This window comes from Streptomyces sp. AC627_RSS907, assembly GCF_019049165.1.
On sequence record NZ_JAGMUE010000289.1, the window covers coordinates 60,536 to 80,526 of the forward strand.

At 73.7% G+C, this 19,991-nt stretch carries 16 protein-coding genes; 1 reads left to right on the forward strand and 15 read right to left on the reverse strand.

The window, feature by feature from the left end; translation table 11 throughout:
- Positions 1 to 156 precede the first annotated feature (156 nt).
- Positions 157 to 1,572 carry a DEAD/DEAH box helicase gene (locus KUM32_RS34335; RefSeq protein WP_217145832.1) on the reverse strand — a complete coding sequence of 472 codons (1,416 nt, stop codon included), beginning with the start codon at positions 1,570 to 1,572 and terminating at the stop codon, positions 157 to 159.
- 346 nt (positions 1,573 to 1,918) lie between these two features.
- On the opposite strand from KUM32_RS34335, the gene KUM32_RS34340 reads away from it, so the two are divergent.
- Positions 1,919 to 2,584, forward strand: a complete 666-nt coding sequence (locus KUM32_RS34340) for a maleylpyruvate isomerase family mycothiol-dependent enzyme (RefSeq protein WP_217145833.1) — start codon at positions 1,919 to 1,921, stop codon at positions 2,582 to 2,584.
- Positions 2,585 to 2,884: 300 nt separating this feature from the next.
- Here the strand turns inward: KUM32_RS34340 and KUM32_RS34345 are convergent, their stop codons facing one another.
- The 14 genes from KUM32_RS34345 to KUM32_RS34410 are packed head-to-tail and all read right to left on the reverse strand — an operon-like array spanning position 2,885 to position 19,976.
- A complete protein-coding gene (locus tag KUM32_RS34345) occupies positions 2,885 to 3,250 on the reverse strand; it encodes an acyl carrier protein (protein ID WP_217145834.1) in 366 nt (121 codons plus the stop codon).
- A 56-nt stretch (positions 3,251 to 3,306) separates the two neighbouring features.
- Positions 3,307 to 6,555 (reverse strand): non-ribosomal peptide synthetase, encoded by a 3,249-nt coding sequence (locus KUM32_RS45100; protein WP_217145835.1) that lies wholly within the window; start codon positions 6,553 to 6,555, stop codon positions 3,307 to 3,309.
- Positions 6,552 to 7,598 carry an alcohol dehydrogenase family protein gene (locus KUM32_RS34355; RefSeq protein WP_217145836.1) on the reverse strand — a complete coding sequence of 349 codons (1,047 nt, stop codon included), beginning with the start codon at positions 7,596 to 7,598 and terminating at the stop codon, positions 6,552 to 6,554. The genes KUM32_RS45100 and KUM32_RS34355 overlap by 4 nt, the downstream gene beginning before the upstream one ends.
- A 17-nt stretch (positions 7,599 to 7,615) precedes the next feature.
- Positions 7,616 to 8,932, reverse strand: coding sequence for a condensation domain-containing protein (locus tag KUM32_RS34360; protein WP_217145837.1), 1,317 nt, complete (start codon positions 8,930 to 8,932; stop codon positions 7,616 to 7,618).
- A gap of 23 nt (positions 8,933 to 8,955) precedes the next feature.
- The gene (locus tag KUM32_RS34365) at positions 8,956 to 9,762 is read right to left on the reverse strand and encodes a bifunctional 2-polyprenyl-6-hydroxyphenol methylase/3-demethylubiquinol 3-O-methyltransferase UbiG (protein WP_217145838.1); all 807 of its coding nucleotides are present in this window, start codon (positions 9,760 to 9,762) and stop codon (positions 8,956 to 8,958) included.
- Between the two features lie 6 nt (positions 9,763 to 9,768).
- Positions 9,769 to 10,758, reverse strand: a complete 990-nt coding sequence (locus tag KUM32_RS34370; protein WP_217145839.1) for an amidohydrolase family protein — start codon at positions 10,756 to 10,758, stop codon at positions 9,769 to 9,771.
- Positions 10,755 to 12,674: a beta-galactosidase trimerization domain-containing protein gene (locus KUM32_RS34375; protein WP_217145840.1), complete on the reverse strand. Its 1,920-nt coding sequence runs from the start codon at positions 12,672 to 12,674 to the stop codon at positions 10,755 to 10,757. Before KUM32_RS34375 ends, KUM32_RS34370 begins: the two co-directional genes overlap by 4 nt.
- Entirely contained in the window at positions 12,656 to 13,807 is a 1,152-nt protein-coding gene (locus tag KUM32_RS34380; RefSeq protein WP_217145841.1) for a DegT/DnrJ/EryC1/StrS aminotransferase family protein, read from the reverse strand. Before KUM32_RS34380 ends, KUM32_RS34375 begins: the two co-directional genes overlap by 19 nt.
- Positions 13,804 to 14,568 (reverse strand): sugar phosphate nucleotidyltransferase, encoded by a 765-nt coding sequence (locus tag KUM32_RS34385; protein WP_217145842.1) that lies wholly within the window; start codon positions 14,566 to 14,568, stop codon positions 13,804 to 13,806. Before KUM32_RS34385 ends, KUM32_RS34380 begins: the two co-directional genes overlap by 4 nt.
- On the reverse strand, positions 14,565 to 15,647 hold the full coding sequence (locus KUM32_RS45105; protein WP_217145843.1) for a glycosyltransferase family 4 protein: 1,083 nt from the start codon (positions 15,645 to 15,647) through the stop codon (positions 14,565 to 14,567). The genes KUM32_RS34385 and KUM32_RS45105 overlap by 4 nt, the downstream gene beginning before the upstream one ends.
- Positions 15,644 to 16,627: an NAD(P)-dependent oxidoreductase gene (locus KUM32_RS34395; RefSeq protein ID WP_217145844.1), complete on the reverse strand. Its 984-nt coding sequence runs from the start codon at positions 16,625 to 16,627 to the stop codon at positions 15,644 to 15,646. The genes KUM32_RS45105 and KUM32_RS34395 overlap by 4 nt, the downstream gene beginning before the upstream one ends.
- The gene (locus KUM32_RS34400; RefSeq protein ID WP_217145845.1) at positions 16,620 to 17,924 is read right to left on the reverse strand and encodes a nucleotide sugar dehydrogenase; all 1,305 of its coding nucleotides are present in this window, start codon (positions 17,922 to 17,924) and stop codon (positions 16,620 to 16,622) included. The genes KUM32_RS34395 and KUM32_RS34400 overlap by 8 nt, the downstream gene beginning before the upstream one ends.
- Positions 17,925 to 17,973: 49 nt before the next feature.
- Positions 17,974 to 19,107, reverse strand: a complete 1,134-nt coding sequence (locus KUM32_RS34405; RefSeq protein WP_217145846.1) for a hypothetical protein — start codon at positions 19,105 to 19,107, stop codon at positions 17,974 to 17,976.
- A 47-nt stretch (positions 19,108 to 19,154) separates the two neighbouring features.
- Positions 19,155 to 19,976 carry a creatininase family protein gene (locus KUM32_RS34410; protein ID WP_217145847.1) on the reverse strand — a complete coding sequence of 274 codons (822 nt, stop codon included), beginning with the start codon at positions 19,974 to 19,976 and terminating at the stop codon, positions 19,155 to 19,157.
- Positions 19,977 to 19,991 lie beyond the last annotated feature (15 nt).

The window sequence follows — 19,991 nt, forward strand, 5'->3', positions numbered from 1 at the left end:
GCACAGGCGCAGGCGCTGGCGGGGACACAGAACGGCGGCACGGAACGGGGGCGGCACGGAACGGGGGCGAACGGGGGGCGGCACGGAACGCGCTTCGGGCCGGGCCGAGGACCGACGGGCTCGTGGCCGGGACGTCCCCCGCCGGAGCAACGGCTCTCAGCCGTTGCGGCGCACGAGGGCGGCCTTGCGGGCCTCGGCGAGCCTACGGGCCTCGCCGGCCTTCCGGGACCTGCCGCCGGTGCCGCGGGAAGGGTCCTTGCTGGTGCCGAGGCCGCGGAAGGGAGCGTTGCCGTTCTTGGGCCGGGGGACGGCGGGCCCGCCGTCGAGCGGGGTGCCGGAGGGAGCCTTGGCACCGGTGATCCGGCTCAGCTCCGCCTCGCCCGAGCGCACCTTGGTGACGGTCGGCTCGACGCCGGCCTCGGCCATCACGCGGCTCGTCTCGCGGCGCTGGCCCGCCAGCACGAGCGTGACCACGCTGCCGGACTCACCGGCGCGGGCGGTGCGGCCGGCCCGGTGCACGTAGTCCTTGGGGTCGGTGGGCGGATCGACGTTGACCACGAGGTCGAGGTCGTCGACGTGCAGGCCACGGGCCGCGACGTTGGTCGCCACCAGGACGGTGATCTGGCCGTTCCTGAACTGCGCCAGGGTCCGTGTGCGCTGGGGCTGGGACTTGCCGCTGTGCAGGGCCCCGGCGTGCACCCCGCTGGCCCGCAGGTGCCGGGTGAGCTGGTCGACGGCGTGCTTGGTGTCGAGGAACAGCAGTGCGCGGCCGTCGCGGGCGGCGATCTCCGTGGTGACGGCGTAGCGGTCGGGACCGTGGACGACCAGCACGTGGTGCTCCATCGTCGGAGCCGTGCCCGCGGACGGGTCGACCGAGTGGACGACGGGGTCGTGGAGGTAGCGGCGGACCAGCTGCTCGACGTCGCGCTCCAGAGTGGCCGAGAACAGCATCCGCTGACCCTCGGGGTGCACCTGGTCGAGCACCTCGGTCACCTGCGGCAGGAACCCCAGGTCGCACATCTGGTCGGCCTCGTCCAGCACGGTGATCCTCACCCGTCCCAGGCGGCAGGCCTTGCGCTCGATCAGGTCGTGCAGGCGTCCGGGGGTGGCGACGACCACCTCGGCTCCCTCGCGCAGCGCGGCGACCTGCCGGCCGGTCGACATGCCGCCGACGACCGCGGCCATCCGCAGCCGCAGCGCCTCGGCGTACGGCGTCAGCGCCTCGGTGACCTGTTGTGCCAGCTCCCGGGTGGGCACGAGGATCAGAGCGAGGGGCTGCTTCGGCTCGGCGCGCCGCCCGGCCGTACGTGTCAGCAGCGGCAGCCCGAAGGCCAGCGTCTTGCCCGATCCGGTGCGCCCGCGCCCCAGGACGTCGCGCCCCTGAAGGGCATCGGGCAGTGTGGCGGCCTGGATCGGAAAGGGTTCGCGCACGCCGAGTCGGCTCAGCGTCCGCAGCACCTCCACCGGCAGTCGGAGGCCGGCGAAGGAGACGGCCGGGGAGGGCGCCGGGGTCGTGGCCCCGGGCTGGGCGGGACCGCCGTGAGCGGTGCCGGAGTCATCGGGGTGCTTCATGAACAGCCTTCCGCAGGGGAACGTACCGAGGAAGGCCCGGCGGGAGGGAACAGCCCGCGCGGAAGCGGAACCGAACGTGCAGAATCGCCCACCGCGACGACCACGCAAACGCATGACACTAACACAGGACAGGAGACCGGCACCGTCCGCCCTGGTCGGCGGCGTGCGCCCGCCCGTGGACCGTCACGGGAACCAGCGTCATGGCCGGCCGACCGGCACGGCATGCCCGGTGGGCGATGAATTTGCTCCGGTGGGAGAGTCTCCTTCTCGAACACCCTGCCGGACGACCACGCGTTCCGGTCCAGGTGCGACGCAGAGCACGACTCGTGACAGGAGACTCACCCGTATGACTGGTACGGAACTGGCAGCAGACCGCCGTCCGGGGGCCGGGTTCTGGCCGCTGATCCACGGCGAGCGGGCGGCACTGGCGGCCGATCTCGCCGATCTGTCCGAGGACCGGTGGGCGACCCCGTCGCTGTGCGCCGGGCTGACGGTGCGTGAGGTACTGGCGCACCTCACCGCGGGGGCGAGCCTCAACGGTGTGCGCTGGCTGGCGGGCGTGATCCGCTGCCGGTTCGACTTCGACAGACAGGTGGCGATGCGGCTGGCCGAACAGCTCGGTGCGACCCCGGCCGAGACACTCGAGCGGTTCCGGCGTGTCGTCCCCAGCCGGACCAAGCCTCCCCTGCCCGCGGTGGCCATGCTCGGCGAGACGCTCGTGCATGCGGAGGACATCCGGCGTCCGCTGGGCATCCGTCGCGACTACCCGGCCGAGGTGGTCACACGGGTGGCCGAGTACTACCAGGGGTCCGATCTGGTGGTGCCTGCCAAGGGACGTATCGGTGGCCTACGACTCGTCGCACAGGACGGCCCGTTCGAGACCGGGTCCGGGGCACTCGTGTCCGGCAGCACCTTGGCCCTGACGATGGCCATGACCGGACGCGCGGCCTATCTCGACGACCTGGAAGGGGACGGTGTCGAGCGCCTGCGCGAGCGCTGCGCGACGGCGTGACGGTGAAGGCGGCCCACCGCCCGCGCAGGGCCGGGCCGCCTTCGGCGTGGTGGGCAAGCGAGTCCTGGCACCAAACACCAAGCAGCGAGTCCGGGAGGCGGCGGCGAGCCGGGGCCCGCCGCGACGTACCGGACCGTGTGCCGCCCGCGGCGAGGGCGGACCCCACCGCTGCCGCCGGTCAGGACGCCCGGGCCGCCCTCACGAGGGAGGGACGAGTCCGAACTGGCCGAGCACGAGGGCCAGGTCCCAGTACGGGCGCCCGGCCGGGGCGGCGGACGCTCCGGCCGGGTGCCCTGCCGGTCAGCGGGTCCCGGTCGGGGCGCCGCAGCCCTTTTCCGCCAGGAAGGCGGCCTGGGCCATCGGGGTGGCGTCGTCGAAGAGGCGGTTGAGGAGTTCTCCCTCCCATTCCACCGACTCGACCTCGCCGATGCCGTACTCCGTCAGGATCCTGCCGATGGCCTGGAGGGCGAGCAGTGAGTACCCGCCCAGCTCGAAGAAGTCACTCCGGTGCACGTCGATCGACTCGGCGTCCACTTCCAGTACCTCAGCCCAGACCCTGCGCACCACCTCCGCCGCCGCTCGCGCGTCACCGGGCCGGTGCGGGGTCTCCTGGTCCGTCAGGGTGGCGGAGGGGCGGGGGGTCGGGTTCGCCGGATGGTCGGTCACAGTTCCTCCAGGGGTTGCCGTAGGGGGCCGGTCGTCGGGACAGGGTCGTCACCTGCTCACAGCTCGGCGTCGGGGTCCTCCGCCAGCGTCGCGAGCAGCCGGGGGAACGCCGCGGTGACACGGTCGGCGGTCGCCTCGTCGTAGCGGGCCAGGTCGTACTCGAGGACACCCGCGAAGCCCCGGTCCGCGGCTTCCTCGAGCATCACGGTGGCGTCGAACTTCGCCGAGCGCGTGTCCACCCGCACGGGCTCCGCGACCAGACCGGGGAGGTCGGGCGGGCGCACCGAGGGGCCGCCGTAGGAGAACATCAGCTGGAACAGCGGGTTGCCCTGCCCGCCGCGGGCCGGCCCGAGCTCCCGCACGACGCGGTCGAAGGGCACGTCCTGGTGGTCCAGCGCGCCGTGCACGACCTCCCTGGTCCGGCGCAGCAGCAGCCGGAACGTCATGCGCGGGGTCAGGCGCACCCGCAACGCCACCGTGTTGGTGAACAACCCGATCATCCCGGCGGACTCCGGCCGGCCCCGGCCCGACACGAGCGAGCCGACGACCAGGTCACGGGCCCCGCTCTCCCGGTGGACGAGCACCAGGAAGCCGGCGAGCAGCACCGTGTACGCCGTGGCGCGTTCGGCCTCGGCCAGCTTGCGCAGACGGGCCGCGACGCCGGAGCCGACGGAGAAGGGGCAGGCCAGTCCCGCCGCGGGCGGACCCGCCGCGGAACGGGTGGACGGCAGCGTCGTCCGGGCCGGGGCGCCCTCCAGCACGTGCTTCCAGTAGGCGAGTTGGTCGTCCGCCAGGTCCGGTGTGCCGTGCCGGTTCGCGTACGCGGCGTAGGAGACCGGCAGGAGCGGCAGCCGCGCCGGTACGCCGGTCAGGGCCTCCCGGTACAGCTCCCGCAGTTCCCGGAAGAGCACGTCGGTCGACCAGCCGTCGAAGACGATGTGGTGGAAGACCAGCGCCAGTACGTGCTCGGCCGGGCCGGTGCGCAGCAGGTCCGCGCGCAGCAGGGGGCCGCGTGCCAGGTCGAAGGGTGCGGTGGCCCGTTCGGCGAGGATCCGTTCCGTCTCTCGCGGCGGAGCGCCGGACAGGTCGGTGACCCGCAGCGCGGGGGTGTCGGCGTCGGGCGGTGCCACACGCTGCACGGGGCGTCCGTCCTCGGTGCCGATGGTGACGCGCAGCGCGCCGTGCCGCCGTACGACCTGCCGGAGCGCGTGCTCCAGGGCGGAGGGCGAGAGGTCGCCCGTGAGACGCAGGACCACCGGTTCGTTGTAGGCGGCGCTCGTCGGTGCCATCCGGTACTGGAGCCACATGCGCAGCTGTGAGGAGGTCAGGGGCGCGTGTTCGGGTTCCGTGTCCGCGGCGCCCGGGCGGGGGTCCGCCGCCGGGTCCGCCGCGCCCTCGGTGCCGCCCGCGCGGCGCAGTTCCGCGGCGATCCGGGCCAGCGCCTGCGCCGTCGGCGCGTCGAACACCGTGCGCTGGCGTACGTCCAGGGCGAGCGCCTCCCGCAGGCCTGCCGCGATGCGGGTGGCCGTCAGGGAGTCGCCGCCGAGGGCGAAGACGTCGTCCTCGGGGCCGACGTGGGGGACGCCGAGGGCCATCGCGCACACTCCGGCGACGGCGGCCTCCAGCGCGGTGCGCGGTGCGGTGCCGTGCGCCGGGTCCGGTTCCTCGTCGAGGGGCAGGTGCGGCAGGGCGCGGCGGTCCACCTTGCCGTTGGGGTTCAGCGGGAGCTCCGTGACCGGGAAGAGGCGTGCCGGCACCAGCGTCCGGGGCAGGGTGGCCGCGAGGTGCGCGCGCAGGCCCGCCGGGTCGTGGCCGTCCTCCCAGACCACGCAGGCGCACAGCTGGTCCGCTCCGGCCGCCGTCGTGCGCGCGAACACGGCGCTCGCGGCGACGCCGGGGTACCGGCCGATCGCCGACTCCACCTCGCCGGGTTCGATGCGCACGCCGTGGAGCTTCATCTGGTGGTCGGCGCGGCCGAGGAACTCCAGCACGCCGTCCTCCCGGCGGCGCGCGAGGTCGCCGGTGCGGTACATCCGGGCGCCCGGCCGGTCGGCGTAGGGGTCGGGCAGGAAGCGCTGCGCGGTCGTTCCCGGCCGTCCCAGGTACCCGCGGGCCAGGCAGTCCCCGGCGAGGTACAGCTCGCCGGTCCGGCCGTCCGGGACCGGGCGCAGCCGCTCGTCGAGCACCCGCACCCGTACGCCGGCCAGCGGGGTCCCGACGGGCAGCCGGGGCCAGGTCGCCACCTGCTCGGCGTCACCGGGCACCTCGTACAGGAGCTGGGAGACGGTGCCCTCCGTCGCGCCGTACTCCTGCACCAGGCGTACCCCGGTGGGCAGCCAGTCCGCGACGCGGTGGACGGCGACCTGCTCGCTGCCGACGACGAGCAGCCGCAGCGAGGCGGGCGGGCGCGGGACGCCGTCGTGGCCGAGCTCCCGCAGCCACTCGTACCAGTAGGCGGGGGTGAGCTGCAGGACGGTGACGCCGTACCGCTCCACGACGGCGGTCAGGCGGGCGCTGTCCGCGAGCGCCTCCTCCGGGTCGATCACCAGGCAGGCCCCGGCGGCCCAGGTGGCGAGCATCTCCTCGGCGGCGACCGAGAAGCCGATGGAGGCGAACTGCAGGACCCGGTCGCCGGGCCCGAGGTCCAGGCGCCGCCCGATCTGGCGGGCCAGGTTGGCGAGCGGACCGTGCGCGAGGGCGACGCCCTTGGGCGTCCCGGTCGACCCGGAGGTGTACGCGATCCACGCCAGGTTCTGCGGGCCGGGCGCGGAGGCGGTGGGCGCGGGGCGCGGCCCGGCGGCGTCCGCGCGGTCGTCCCGGTCGTCCGGGTCGTCCGGGTCGTCCAGGTAGCGGTCCTCGGCGTCCCGGTCGGCCTCGGGGTCGTCCAGGTACAGGACGGTGCCCGGGTACGCGGTGGCGTCGAAGGCGGGCCCGCGCTGGGCCAGGACGACCGGGGCGGCGCTGTCCGCCAGGGCGAGCGCCAGCCGCTCGCGCGGATGGGCGGGGTCCAGGGGCAGGCACGCTCCGCCGGACTTGAGCACGGCGAGTACCGCCACTGCCAGTTCGACGGACCGGGACAGGTGCAGACCCACGGGCACCTCGGGGCCGACGCCGAGGCGGCACAGGCGTGCGGCCAGCCGGGTGGCGCGGCGGTCGAGTTCGGCGTAGCCGAGCCGCCGGTCGCCGCAGAGCAGGGCGTCGGCGTCCGGTGTGTCGCGAGCGTGCCGTTCCACCGGCGCGTGCGCGTGGTGGTCGGAGCGGGCCGTGTCCCCCGTCGTCCGGGAGACGGGTGTGGAGGTGCTCACGGGACCAGCACCACCTTTCCGGCGGCGCCGGTGTCGAACAGCCGGAACGCCTCCGGGGCCTCGCCCAGCGGCATCCGGTGCGAGACGACGAAGGTGGGATCGATCCGGCCGGCGCGCACCAGGTTCATCAGGGGCTCCCTGGTGCTGATCGGGTCGCCGACGGCGAAGCGCAGCGTGACCTCCTTGGCGAACGCGAGCCGTGTCGGCAGGGGCATGGCCTCGGAGGCGTGGGAGCCCACGGCGCACACCGTCCCGCGCGGCCGGACCGCGTGCAGGGCGGTCAGCAGCGCGGCGTCCGTGCCGACGGCCTCCAGCACGGCGTCCGCGCCCCGGCCGTCGGTCAGGTCGACGATCTCCCGGACGGCGTCGGGACCGCCGGGCACGGGGTGGGCACCGCGTTCGGCGGCCCGTTCGCGCCGGCTCTCCAGCGGGTCGACGGCGAGCACCCGGGCCGCGCCCATCGTCCAGGCGGCCTCCAGGGCGAGCAGGCCGACGGGGCCGCAGCCCACCACGGCGACCGTGTCCCCGGGGCGCACCCCGGCGCCCGCGGCGCACGCGTAACCGGTGGCGAGGACGTCACCGATGAGCAGCGCCCGTTCGTCGCCGACGTCGTCGGGGATCGGCAACAGCACCACGTCGGCGAAGGGCACCCGCACGTACTCGGCGTGCCCTCCGGCGTACGCCCGGGTGCCCACCACGGTGTCGTAGCCGAACAGCCCGACCCGGTCGCACTGGTAGTGCCAGCCGCTGCGGCAGGACCGGCACCGGCCGCACGCGATGATGTCCGAGGCGACGACCCGGTCGCCGGGCCGCAGTCCGCGCACCTCGGGTCCGACGGCCTCGACCACACCGGTGAACTCGTGGCCGGTGACGGTGCCCGGTGTGAAGCCGGCGATCTCGCCGCGGTACGGGTGGAGGTCGGTGCCGCAGATCGCGCTGCGGACGACGCGGACGACGGCGTCCTCGGGCTCCTCGATCCGGGGCACGGGTACGTCGTCGGCGACCGCCACCCGGCGTGTGCCGTGCCACTGCAGCGCTCTCATGGGTCCTCCGGTTCGCGTCAGACGGCGTCGAGCACCTGGCGCAGGTCGTCGAGCAGACGTCCCGCGGCGGTGTCGTCGTACTGGTCGGGGCGATGGGTCAGCAGGGCGCGCAGGGTGCCCTCGACCTCGTAGAAGCCCAGGTCCAGGGGGTAGGCCGAGAAGGGGTCGTGGTCGACCGGGGTCACCTCCAGGCCTTCGAGCGCGGGCGGCACCTCCGGCGTGGTCTGGAAGGAGACGCACACGCTGATCGTCGGCCTGAATCCGGGCCGCCTCAGCCCCAGGTCGGCGGTGAGCCGCTCGAAGGGCACGTCGCGGTGGGCGTAGACGCCGAGCAGGGTGCGGCGGACCTGGTGCAGCAGCTCGCGGAAGTCCTCGTCCTCGCTCACCCGGGTCCGGACGGGCAGCAGGTTCACGAAGAAGCCGACCGCCTTCTCGAACTCGGCCCGGGTACGGAATCCGCCCCGGGTGGCGACGAGGATGTCGTCGGTGTCCACGTAGCGGCGCAGCACCCTGGTGAACGCGGCGAACAGCAGCATGAACAGGGTGACGCGTTCGCGGCGGGCGGTGGCCCGCAGCCGTTCGTACAGGGGCTGCGGGAAGGTCAGCCACCTCGTCCGCGAGGGCCGTTCGTCCCCCGGCGGCGCGGGACGGGCCAGGGTGAGCGGCGGCAGCGGGGTGACGTCCGCCAGTGTCCGCTTCCAGTAGGTGAGGTGTCCGGGGTAGGCCGGTCCCGCGAGCCAGTCGTGCTGCCAGCGCACGAAGTCCGCGTACTGGCTCGGCGCGGGCGGCAGGGGGGAGGGCTGCCCGGCGAGCCGTGCGGCGTAGAGCCGTTCCAGCTCCCGCAGGAGCACCGCCCACCACGACCAGGCGTCGGAGACCAGGTGGTGCAGGGTGATCCGCACGATGTGCTCGCGCGGTGCCAGCCGGAGCAGCGCCGCCCGTATCAGGGGCCCGCCGGCCAGGTCGAAGGGACGGCGCAGGTCCTCCGCCAGGAACCGGGCGGCGGCGTCCTCGCGTTCCGCCGCGGGCAGCGCGGTGAGGTCGGTCAGGGGCAGCGGCACCGGCACGCGCGGGGCCACGCGCTGGACGGGCCGGCCGTCGACGACGGGGAAGGTGGTGCGCGGTGCCTCGTGGCGGCGGACGAGTTCCTCGATGCTCTCGCGCAGCGCCGTCGCGTCCAGCGCGCCGACGAGGCGGAACGTCATGGGGTCGGCGAACCGGGTGGTGCCGGCGCGCCGCTCCAGGAACCACATCCCCTGCTGGGCGTACGACAAGGGCAGGCCGGCGCCGTCCGGCGGCGCGGCGCGTCCGGTCGTTCCCTCACCCGGCTCCATACGCGGTTCCCCCTCGTCCCTGGTTACTTGACGCCCCACACGAAGAGCCAGCGGCGGGGCACCTCGGTCAGCTCCAGCCGCTCGAAGGTGGTCCGCAGGCCCTGGATCAGCGCCTGTGAGCCGAGGACCGGGTCGTCGATCCCGGTCGCCCCCTCGATGAACACCGAGTACCGGCACAGGGCCTCCCAGTCCCGGAGCGTCCACGCGTACACGGCCTCCTCGCACTTGACCCGGGAGAAACCCGCCGCGGTGAAGAGCTCCTCGTGCTGCTGCGGGGTGAGCGTCTGCATCGCCACGGGCCTGGTACGGGCGACCACGAGGTCGCTGCCCGCCTCGCGCAGGACCTCCCGTGCGGCGCGCAGCCAGTGGGCGTAGAAGGGCCGGGTCCCGGGGAGCACGGCCCCCTCGTAGAACAGGGTGTTCAGGGCGCAGCGTCCGCCCGGGACGAGCAGCCGGTGGCAGCCCTCGACCACGGCGCCGCGTTCCGCCGCCGGTATCTGGTGCATCACGTTGCTGAGGACGGCGACGTCCACGGGACCGGTCAGGGACTCGACGTCCTGGGCGCGTCCTCGTACGAAGCGCACCTTGGGGTCGCGCAGCCGGGTGCGGGCGATGGCGAGTTCGTGCTCCGAGGGGTCGATGCCGATGACGGTGCCGACGTGCGCGGCGCGGGCGAGGAGCAGTTCGGTGGCGAGGCCGGAGCCGCAGCCGACGTCGGCGACGACGCCGCCGGCGGGTGCCTCACAGATGTCGACGAGACGCTGGGTCACGTCGCCGTACAGGGGGCGACGCGACATGGCGTCGAACTCGTATCCGCTGATGAAGGTCATCGCACCTCAAGTCATCGGTTCGTGCGGGGAGTCGGTTGGTGCGGGAGTCGGTTGGTGCGGGAGTCGGTCGTGCGGGGAGCCGGTCGTGCGGGGAGCCGGGACGGACGGGGGGCCGGAGCGGCCCGGGAGGGCGGTGCGGGCGAGCAGCCGCTCGGCCGTGCCGCCCATGAGGTCCCGGTACTCCCGCGGGGAGAGCGGGGAACTGCCCGGTGGCCACAGCTCGGGGTCCTGGGCGAGCCGCGCCATCCGGGCCACGGATCCGGTCATGGAGGCGAAGGGGAAGTCGGTCCCCCACAGCAGGCGGTCCAGGACGCCGCTGTCGCGGGCGTGCGCCAGTGCCGAGGCCACGGTCGCGGGCGGCTGGTACGAGGCGAAGATGGACAGGTCCGCGTAGAGGCGGGGGTGCCGGGCGAGCAGGTCGACGCAGGCCCGGGTCCAGGGGGTGCCGAGGTGGGCGAGGACCACCGTCAGACCGGGGAAGTCCTTGGCCACCTGCTCCACCAGCAGGGGGGAGAAGTAGCGGGGGTCGGCCTGCCGGGAGGGCGTGTACCCGGTGTGCATCAGCACCGGGATGCCGAGGTCCTGGGCGGTCTCGTACACGTCGTACCACCGGCGGTCCGCCGGGGACATGCGCAGGTAGCAGGGGGCGGTCTTCAGCCCGCGCAGTCCCAGTCCGGTCACGGCGCGGCGCAGGCCCGCGGCGGCGCCCGGGGTGCCCGCGTCGACGGAGGCGAAGCCGGTGAAGCGGTCGGGGTGGCGGTCGCACAGCTCGGCGACGAACTCGTTCGGTACCGAGAACCCCTCGACGCGCCGCACGTCGAAGGCGAGCAGGACGACCCGGTCGACGCCCGCGGCGTCCATCTCGGCGAGCAGCCTGTCCTCCGGCGCGGACAACTCCTCGGGCGGTATGTCGGTGGTGGCGGTCATCTGCGCGGCGAACCGGGCCGAGTAGTGGCGGTAGTACTCCCCCGCGTGCACATGCGCGTCGATGATCATGTGAGTCGCTCCCCGGTCCGTTCCCGGAGGCCCGGACCGTGCTCGGCGGCTCCGTCCCGCCAGAACAGCAGGCGGACTCCCTTGGGCTCCAGCAGCAGGTCCTCGGTGACCTGCGGGGTACCGTCACCGGTCCGGCGCACCGTCGTCCGCACCGGCTCGGGCGCGTGGTTGATCACCACACCGCAGCGCTCGGCACCGCGGCCGAGCACGGTCGTCTCCACGGCCGGGTCGTCGGCGGTCAGCGGCGCGCGCACGCCCGCCGCCTCGGCGACCGCCGCGTACAGCCGGTGCCAGGCCGCCTCCTGAAGGCGGTAGGGGGCGTTGAGCTGGGCCTCCAGCGGGGCGTTGAGGTAGTGGACGACGCCGTCGCCGAGGCGGTGGCGGGTCAGCGCGGGCGAGCCGTCGGCGAACGCGGCCAGCACCTCGGCGCCCACCGCGTCGATCACCGGGACCGGTCCGGGCTCCCAGCGCAGCGGATAGTGCTCCCCCGCCCAGGTGAAGCCGGCGTGGCTGTCGGCGGCCAGGGTGAAGTCGCGGACCCGGATGCCGAACAGCTCCTCGTCACCGGCGGCGTCCAGCAGGCTGCCGGTGGAGTGGAGCAGTACGCCGCCGGCGGCCACGTACCGCGCCAGGCGGCGGCGGTCGGGCAGCGGGAGCTGTCGCACCGACGGGCAGATCACCAGCGCGTGGCGCTCCAGCTCCGCGTCGCGGTGGGTGAACGCGTAGGGCAGGTGGGCCTGCTGGAGGAGCAGGTGGGCGTAGAAGGCGGCGGGCGCGTCGCTGCCCGGCGGTGTCAGGTAGCCGGCGCCGTCCTCGGGGTCGTACCCGGGGACGAGCACGCCCACCGGCGCGGGCAGGGGCCGGAATCCGGCCAGCTCGCCGGTGACCCGCCGCGCGAACGCCCGGTACTCGGTCAGTGCGGGCTTCTCCCGGCCGTCCTCGGTCAGCAGTCCGACGCGCCGCTCGTTGGGCCGCAGGGCGTACGGCTTGCGGTCGGTGGTGAAGTCCTGCCAGCACCAGACGGCCGTGCCGACCGCCCCGGCCGCGAACGCGGAGTGGGCCGCGGCCCGCAGGTAGTCCGCGGCCGTGGCCTCGTCGCAGCCGTAGCTGCCCAGCTCGTCGACGTACACGGGCCGGTGGACGCTGCCGCGCCGCACCAGGTAGGGCACGAAGGCGGTGGCCTTGCGGGCGGCGGCGGACTCGATGTGGAACGGCGTCCACACCGGGAAGCCGTGCAGTCCCACCAGGTCCAGCGGCCGGGCGTGTTCCGGCCGGAAGGCGTGGCCGCCGAGGACCGCGGACGCCTCGTTGGCCTGGAGGACCAGGGCGTCCGGGTCGGCGGCGCGGACGGCGTCCGCGAGCGTCGCCCACCACGCGCGGACCTCGTCGGCGCCGAGCCGCGCGGACGACGCGGAGTCGACGTGGATGACCTCGTCCCCGAGGTCGTACGCCAGGATGTTCGGCGCGTGACGCAGTGCGGTGGCGATGTGCTGGACGAAGGCCCGCTGGCGTTCGACCAGGTCCGCGTCGCGCCACAGGTCCCGGCCTCCCCGCCACGTCGGGTCGAAGCGCTGGCCGTTCATCCAGATGGTGAGCAGGGAGGGGAGGCACGACAGGCCGTGCCGGTCGGCGGTCCGGACCAGTTCCCGCAGCCGGTCCGTCATCACCGGGTCGTGGACGCCCTCCTCTGGCTCGAAGTCGGCCCAGAAGACGAAGAACCGCACGGTGTCGACGCCGGCCTCGGCCATGCGGCGGAAGTCGTCGTCGATGCGGGCGCCGTCCCACTCCCGCCAGTAGTCGCACCCGGTGGGTGAGGGGTGGTAGTTGACGCCGACGCTGAAGAGGGGCCGTCCGTCGCGGTGCGGCACACCGTCGACGAGCGTGACACGGCCGCCGTTCACGGTGCCGGGTGCCATGCGGAGCTCACCGCCTCCACGACCCGTCCGACCTCGGCCCGGCCCAGGCCCGGGTAGAGGGGCAGGGACAGCTGGCGGGCCATCACGTCCTCGGTCACGGGCAGCAGGCCCGGCCCGAGGCCGTAGCGTTCCCGGTAGGCGGTGAACAGGTGGGTGGGCGGATAGTGCACGCCGCTCTGCACCCGGGCCGCGCGCAGCCGGTCCTGGAACGCCTCGCGGTCGGTCCCCGGAGGCAGCGTCACCGCGAAGAGGTGGTGGGCGCCCTCCTCCACGGGCCGGCCGGCGAACGGCACGGTGAGCCCGGGCAGGCCGGCCAGCTGCTCCCGGTACGCGCGGACCGCCTCCCGGCGGCGGGCCTGCGCGGCGGGCAGGGCGTCCAGCTGGACGCGTCCGACGGCGCAGGTGAGCTCCGTGGGCCGGTAGTTGAGGCCGAGGGCGTCGACGTCGTAGCCGGAGGGGCCGCCGCGGTGGCGCTGAGCGGCGCTGACGGTGAGGGCGTGCGAGCGCAGCCGCCGGATTCTCTCGCGCAGGGCGGGATCGCGGGCGACCACCATGCCGCCCTCGCCCATGGCCAGGTTCTTGGTGGCGAAGAAGCTGTAGCAGCCGATGTCGCCGACCGTGCCGAGCATTCCGTGGACCGAGTCGGTGACGGGGGCGTGGGCGCAGTCCTCGATCAGGGCCAGCCCGTGGGCGCGGGCCAGCCGGGAGAGGGCCGTGAGGTCGGCGGCGTGGCCGCCGTAGTGCATGGCGACGATCGCCCGGGTGCGCGGGGTGATGCGCCGGGCGGCGTCCTCGGGGTCGAGGCACAGGTCGTCGGGGCCCTTGATGTCGGCGAACACGGGGGTCGCGCCGGACAGGGCGACGGTCGCGGCGGCCGACACGAAGTTCAGGGAGGGCAGCACGACCTCGTCGCCCGGGCCGAGGTCCAGGGCCAGCACCGCCAGGTGCAGGGCGGCGGTGCCGCTGCTGACGGCGACGGCGGACTCGGCGCCGAGCGCGGCGGCGTACTTGCCCTCGAAGTCCTCGGTGACGGGGCCGGTGGACAGCCATCCGGAACGCAGGACCTCGGTGACCGCCTCGATCTCGGCCGGTCCGAACGCCGGGCGGTAGAGCGGGATGTCGAAGGCCGTCATCCTCCCACCGCCCCCGGGGACGCGCCGGTGCCCGCGCACAGTTCGGCCGCGGCACGCCGGCCCAGGTAGCGGGCCCGGTCGGCGCGGAACGCCTCGGTGGCGAGGTCGAGTTGCTCCGGCGTGCCGATGTCGCGCCAGTCGCCCTCGATGACGTAGCCCTCGACGCGTTCGCCGTGGGCGCGGGCGCGGTCGAGGAGGGCGGGCATGTCGTGCCGTCCCCGAGGCGGCAGGAAGCGCAGCAGGGAGGGTTCGAGGACGTAGATGCCGCCACTGACCAGGAAGCTGAGCCGCGGCTTCTCGCGGAAGTCGGTCACGCGTCGTTCGTCGTCGAGTTCCACCACGCCGTGCGCGATGTCGATGTCCTGGCTGCTGAGCGCGATCGTGGCGGCGGCCTGCGACTTCTTGTGGCGGGCCCACAGGTCGGCGAAGTCGACGTCGGTGAGCAGGTCCGCGTTCATCACGAGGGTGGAGTCCTCGAAGGGCGGGAGCAGTGCGAGCGGGCCGGCGGTGCCCAGCGGCTCCTCCTCCAGCGAGAAGTCCAGCTTCATGCCGGACCATTCGTTCCCGCCGAAACTGGCCCGGATCATGTGGGCCCGGTAGCCGAGGGAGAGCGTCACGTGGGTGAAGCCCGCGCTCTTCAGCTGCGTGAGGATGATGTGCAGGATCGGTATGCCGTCGAGCGGCATGAGGGGTTTGGGCACGGTCAGGGTGGCGGGTCGCAGCCGGCGGCCCTCGCCTCCGGCCAGTATCACTGCTCTCATCGGGCCTTCTCCGTTTGCTTCCGGGCGGCGATCAGCGTGCGGTAGACGGTGTGGACCCGGTCGGCGACCGCGTCCCAGCTGAGTTCACGGCGCACTCTGTCGTGGCCGTGGCGCCCCATGGCGCGGCGTTCCGCGGGCCGCGCGAGGAGCCGGCCGACCGCCTCGGCGACGGGCCCGGGCTCGGGCCGGGCGAGCAGGCCGTCCCGTCCGTGGGCGACGACCTCCGCGCTGCCGAGGAAGGTGGAGGCGACGACGGGTTTGCGACAGGCCCACGCCTCCACGTAGACGAGCGGGAAGAGGTCGACGGTGGAGGGCACGCACACCAGCTCGCAGGCGGCGAGCGCGCTGTGCTTGGCGTCCTCGTCGGCCAGGCCGATCTCGACGATGCGGGGGTCGGTGTACTGCGCGAACAGCTGCGCGCAGTCGTCGTCCCAGCGGGGTCCCATGAACACGAAGGAGGTGTCCGGGTGGTCCTCCCAGACGTACCGGGTCGCCTCCAGGAGCGTGACGTAGCCCTTGGAGCGCATCTTGCGGCCGAGGAAGAGCACCATGGGTCCCTTGATGCCGTGCTCGCGTCGGAAGCGGTCGGGGTCGGGGGTGCCGGGCAGGTGCGGTCCCTGGCCGATGACGTGCAGGGCCGACTCGCGGACGCCGGCGTCCCGCAGCATGTCGCGCTCCGCGGTGGAGAGCGCGAAGACGGCGTCGGCGCGCCGGCACCCGTCGAGTACGGTCGCCCGGTCCGGCCAGACCTCGGGCGCGGACGCGGGGGTGACGGCGAACGGCACCCCCCAGGTCCGCGCGAGGCGCAGACCGGAGGCGATGTCCTGCGGGTGGTAGGCGTCGACGGCGTGCACCAGGTCCGCCGGTTCGGTGTCGTCGGGGGTGCCCGGGAACGGCTGGACCTTCACCCCCGTCTCCCGCATGAACCGCGCGGTGTCGCGGTCGACCGGGCCCGCGTACACCCCGGCGTCCCAGCCGAGCCGGCTCATCGACGCGGCGAGGTACTGCGTCATCAGCTCGGCGCCGGCCCGCGCCGGGAAGTAGCCGCGGTGCACGTACCGTACGCGCACGCCGCTCACGCCCCGGTTCCGCGGGCCGCGATGTCCCGCGCGTACCAGGCGCAGGTGCGGCGCAGCCCCTCGTCCAGGCCGACCTTGGGACGGTAGCCGGTCAGTTCGCGCAGCCGGGAGACGTCGGGCAGGCGCCGGGCCGGGGACAGCGGGGGCGCGGGGTGGACGTCGAGGGCCGGGTGGCGGTCCAGGGTGTCGAAGACCTTGCGGGCCAGGTCCCTGATGAGGATCTCCTCCTCGTCGTTGCCGACGTTGACGAGCAGTGGTTCCTTGGACGGCAGGGCGGTCAGCGCGATGATCGCGTCGACGGCGTCGTCGACGTGGCAGAAGGCGCGGGTCTGGTCGGCGCCGTGGATCTCGAAGGGGTCCGCGCCGCTGAGCAGTCGCTCGACGAACTGCGGGATCACGTGGTCGTAGCCCATGCGGGGGCCGTAGACGTTGTGGAAGCGCACCATGCGCAGGGGGAAGCCGTGGGCGCGCGCGTAGGTGCGGCACAGCACCTCCCCCGCGATCTTGCTGAAGCCGTAGGAGGAGCGGGCCACCGTGGGGTCCGGCAGCACCAGCGGCACGTCCTCGGCGGTGGGTACGGCGGCGGCGCCGGCCTCCACACTGCCCGCGTACGCCTCGCTGGACGAGGCGAAGCAGAGGGTGGCGCCGGTCAGGCCCGAGAGCCAGTCGAGGAGGTGGGTGGTGGTCAGCAGGTTGGTGCGCAGCACCCGCTTGGGGTTGTCGTTGGACTCGGCGACCCCCACCACGGCGGCCAGGTGGTAGACCTCCGAGAAGTCGTCGGCGAGCAGTCCGTCGGGCACCGGGGTGGTCAGGTCGTGCTCGACGAGCTCGACGCGGCCGAGCAGATCGGACAGTTCGGTGTCGGACCGGCCCCTGCTGAAGTCGTCGAGCAGGGTGACGTCGCAGGTGGCGGCCAGTCGGCGGGCCAGGTGCAGGCCGATGAACCCGGCCCCTCCGGTGATCAGGATCTTCTTACGCACGGCCGAGCCTCATCGCCTTCGTCGAGGGCGGGAGGACCCGCCAGGTGTCGTAGACCACGGCCGGTTCCGCCATCCGCGCCACCAGGCCCGCGATGTCGATGTCGCCGTAGCGGGGGTGGTCGTTGAGGAGGACGGCCGCGTGGGCGCCGGTGAATCCCTCCGTCAGGTCGACCGCCCGCACCCCCAGGGCCTCGATGCGGTCCGGGGGCACCACGAAGTCGTGGCCGACGACCTCCCCGACGCGTTCCCTGAGGTACGGCAGCAGGCTCTCGTAGGGGGCGCCGCGCAGGTCGTCGGTCTCCGGGCGGCCCTTGTAGGCGAAGCCGGAGAGCAGGATCCTGGCGTCGGCGGGGTCCTGCCCCTGCTCCCGCAGCGCGGCCAGGACGCGTTCGCCGACCCGCACCGGCATGGACTCGTTGAGGGCGCGGGCCGCGAGGAGCATCCGCGGCGTGTGGTCGTGGGCGGCGACCGAGTGGGCGAGGAGGTACGGGTCCTTGGTCAGGCAACTGCCGCCGACGAAGCCCGGCTTGTGCAGGGTGGGCCTCGGGTAGCCGAGGTTGGCGGAGTCGATGACCTCCCTCGCGTCCAGCCCGAGTTTCTCGGTGAGCAGCGCGACCTCGTTGCCGAAGCCGTAGATGAGGTCGGTGTGGCAGTTGCAGACCAGCTTGACCAGTTCGGCGGCCTCCGGCGAGGAGACGGGCACCACCTGGTCGGTGAGGGTGGCGAAGAACTCCGCCGCCCGCTTGCCGGCCTCGTCGGTCAGTCCGCCGACGATCTGCGGCAGGGACAGCAGTTCGGCCAGTGCCTGCCCCTGGATGGTGCGCTCCGGGCAGAAGGCGATCAGCGGTTCGGGGATCGTGCGGCGCAGGATCGGCAGGACCAGGTCGCGCGAGGTGCCCACCGGGACGGTGCTGCGCACGATGACCAGGGTGTCGTCGCCGGTGCCCGCGGCGATCGCCTCGGTGGCGGCCCGCAGGTGGCTGAGATCGGGGGTGGTGCCGCCGGCCCGGATGGGCGTGCCGACGCAGATGATCACGACGGGCGGCAGTGGCCGCTCGCCGAGGTCGCCGGTGACGGCGAAGGCACCGGTGGCGACGCCGCCTTGGACCGCCTCCTCGACGCCCGGCTCGGCCACCTGGAGCCGGCCCCGGGCGAGTTCCCGCGCCACGGCCGGATTGGTCTCGTAGCCGAGCACGCTTCTGCCGGTGGTGAGCAGCGCGGCGGCGAGTGTGACGCCGACGTAGCCCAGCCCGACGACGCACACGTCGTAGTCCTCGTACGGCCTGCTCGATGGCATTGACATCACTCCCTGGATGCGGCGTGGGGGAAGGTGGGCCGGCGGCGGGTCAGCCGACGACCCAGTGGGTCTTCTCGGCTCGGCCGCCGAGCTGCCGTTTCTGGTCGTCGAGGCCCTTCACCTCGGAGCCGCCCGCGTCCACCTCGCGGATGCCGTGCTGCCACATCTTCTGGAACACGGTCAGCCAGACGTACTGGGGGATCGCGGTGAAGCCGGTGGAGTCCTTCAGGACGTCGTTGAGCTTCCCGGGAAAGCGCATGGTCATCGTGCAGTAGAGCGAGGCCCTGCGCGGGGCGGTGCGTTCGCCCGCGAAGTACAGGACGGGGACCTCCTCGCCGTCCGGCAGGAAGAGACCGCCGAGGTAGGCGAAGTAGTCCCGCTCGTTCTGCCCGCCGGGGCGCTGGGTGATCAGCGCGCGGTAGTCCTCGGGGGTGGAGCCGACCAGGGTGTCCTGCTCGCTGCGGGCGTCGAAGTAGCCCTCGACGACGGCGCGGGCCTTGCGTATCTCCGGCTCGGTGTAGCCGTAGGGGCGGATGCGGAACTCGAGGTGGTCGTTGCGCTGGAGGAAGTTCTCGAACCGGCGGTGGGCGAGGCGGTTCTTGGTCTTGTACCGGCGGTTCTCCTCGCCCGGGAGGTTGCGGACGCGGAAGCCGCCGTCCGCCTGCTCCTCGAGGAGGGTCTCCAGGTAGTAGACCCGGTTGGGGTGGGTCTCGTCCTCCTCGGGCGCGACCGGGTGCCAGGGGTCCTTGTCCACGGGCGCGAAGCCGGCGTCCAGGAAGGCGGCGTGGTCCTGCGGCGGCAGGTGGCGTACGTACACCGAGGTCCGGGCGAGACCGGCTTCCCGGACGGCGGCGATGAAGGACGTGACGGCCGCGACCTTCCCCGGGCCCTTCGGCGCGACGATGTGCAGGTGCTTCGCCGGGCCGTCCTCCTTGCTGAAGTAGCCGACGCCGAAGAGGTTCTCGCCGTCGTGGTAGACCAGTCCGTTGGGGTGGCGGGTGCTGGTGCCTCGCAGGTTGTAGCCGTTGGTGTACAGCATCAGGCCCAGGTGCCCCATCGCGAACGACCCGTCCTTGAACCGCTGGATGGCGTCGAAGGACTCCTCCACGGGGCGCAGCTTGTCCCCGAACAGGCTCTCCAGGCGGGCTTCGAACTCGTCGCGTTCATGGGGAGGCAGGCGCATGGGTTCTCCTCGGGTCGAAGGCGCACGGTGCACGGGTGCGGTCCTGCTCACGGGGACGGTGCGACGCGTCCGGAGCCGGTGGGCGCGGAGGACGGCCCGGCGGTGTCCCGGGCGGGTTTGCCGAGCAGTTCGACGATGCCGTCGACCAGGTGCCAGAACAGGCGCTCCCCCAGTTCGGCCGAGGCGCCGGTGGCGGAGGACAGCACGCCCTGGTTGGAGATCTCGTCGACGTCGACGGGGTGCCGGTAGACGCCCGCGGGCGGCGGCGAGGTGTGGCTGGGGCGCTCCGCGCGGACGGCGTCGGGGCGCAGGTACATCATCAGGCTCGTCTCGGTGAGGCCCGCGTGTTCCGCGTGCCAGCCGGGGAAGCGCGGGATGTGCTCGCCGAGCCACTCCTCGGTGACCAGGCTCCACCAGCTGAACGCGACCACCTCGGTGTCCGGGAACACGGTGTCCGGCGCGCACCCGTCGATCGCCTCGAAGAGCAGACCCTCGTTCTCGTAGTGCCCGTTGATCACGACGAGCCGGCCGAGGCCGAGACGGGAGAGGGCCGTGAGGCAGTCGGTGAGGTACGCGATGAACGTGGCGCCGCCGAGGTGCACGGTGCCCGGGAAGTGGAGCCCGCCGCCGCTCTGCGGCAGGGACCTGGCCGAGACCGGCTGGCCGGGCAGCAGCAGCCCGCCGACCTCCGCGGCCACCTGCCGGGCCAGCGCGTCGGGGATGTCCATGTCGACCGAGAGCGGGAGGTGGGGGCCATGCTGCTCCAGCCCTCCCACCGGCCACACCAGGGTGGCGCCGGCCATGGTCCCGGGCACCTGGGGACTGGTCAGGTCCCCGTACCGGGGTACGTTCGTGGTGCGTTGCCGCATCGCCCTCACCTCATC

Coding starts and splice junctions, on each gene's coding strand:
- KUM32_RS34335 (WP_217145832.1), bottom strand. CDS start 1,572: ATGAAGCACCCCGATGACTCCGGCACCGCTCACGGCGGTCCCGCCCAG.
- KUM32_RS34340 (WP_217145833.1), top strand. CDS start 1,919: ATGACTGGTACGGAACTGGCAGCAGACCGCCGTCCGGGGGCCGGGTTC.
- KUM32_RS34355 (WP_217145836.1), bottom strand. CDS start 7,598: ATGAGAGCGCTGCAGTGGCACGGCACACGCCGGGTGGCGGTCGCCGAC.
- KUM32_RS34360 (WP_217145837.1), bottom strand. CDS start 8,932: ATGGAGCCGGGTGAGGGAACGACCGGACGCGCCGCGCCGCCGGACGGC.
- KUM32_RS34365 (WP_217145838.1), bottom strand. CDS start 9,762: ATGACCTTCATCAGCGGATACGAGTTCGACGCCATGTCGCGTCGCCCC.
- KUM32_RS34370 (WP_217145839.1), bottom strand. CDS start 10,758: ATGATCATCGACGCGCATGTGCACGCGGGGGAGTACTACCGCCACTAC.
- KUM32_RS34375 (WP_217145840.1), bottom strand. CDS start 12,674: ATGGCACCCGGCACCGTGAACGGCGGCCGTGTCACGCTCGTCGACGGT.
- KUM32_RS34380 (WP_217145841.1), bottom strand. CDS start 13,807: ATGACGGCCTTCGACATCCCGCTCTACCGCCCGGCGTTCGGACCGGCC.
- KUM32_RS34385 (WP_217145842.1), bottom strand. CDS start 14,568: ATGAGAGCAGTGATACTGGCCGGAGGCGAGGGCCGCCGGCTGCGACCC.
- KUM32_RS34400 (WP_217145845.1), bottom strand. CDS start 17,924: ATGCCATCGAGCAGGCCGTACGAGGACTACGACGTGTGCGTCGTCGGG.
- KUM32_RS34405 (WP_217145846.1), bottom strand. CDS start 19,107: ATGCGCCTGCCTCCCCATGAACGCGACGAGTTCGAAGCCCGCCTGGAG.
- KUM32_RS34410 (WP_217145847.1), bottom strand. CDS start 19,976: ATGCGGCAACGCACCACGAACGTACCCCGGTACGGGGACCTGACCAGT.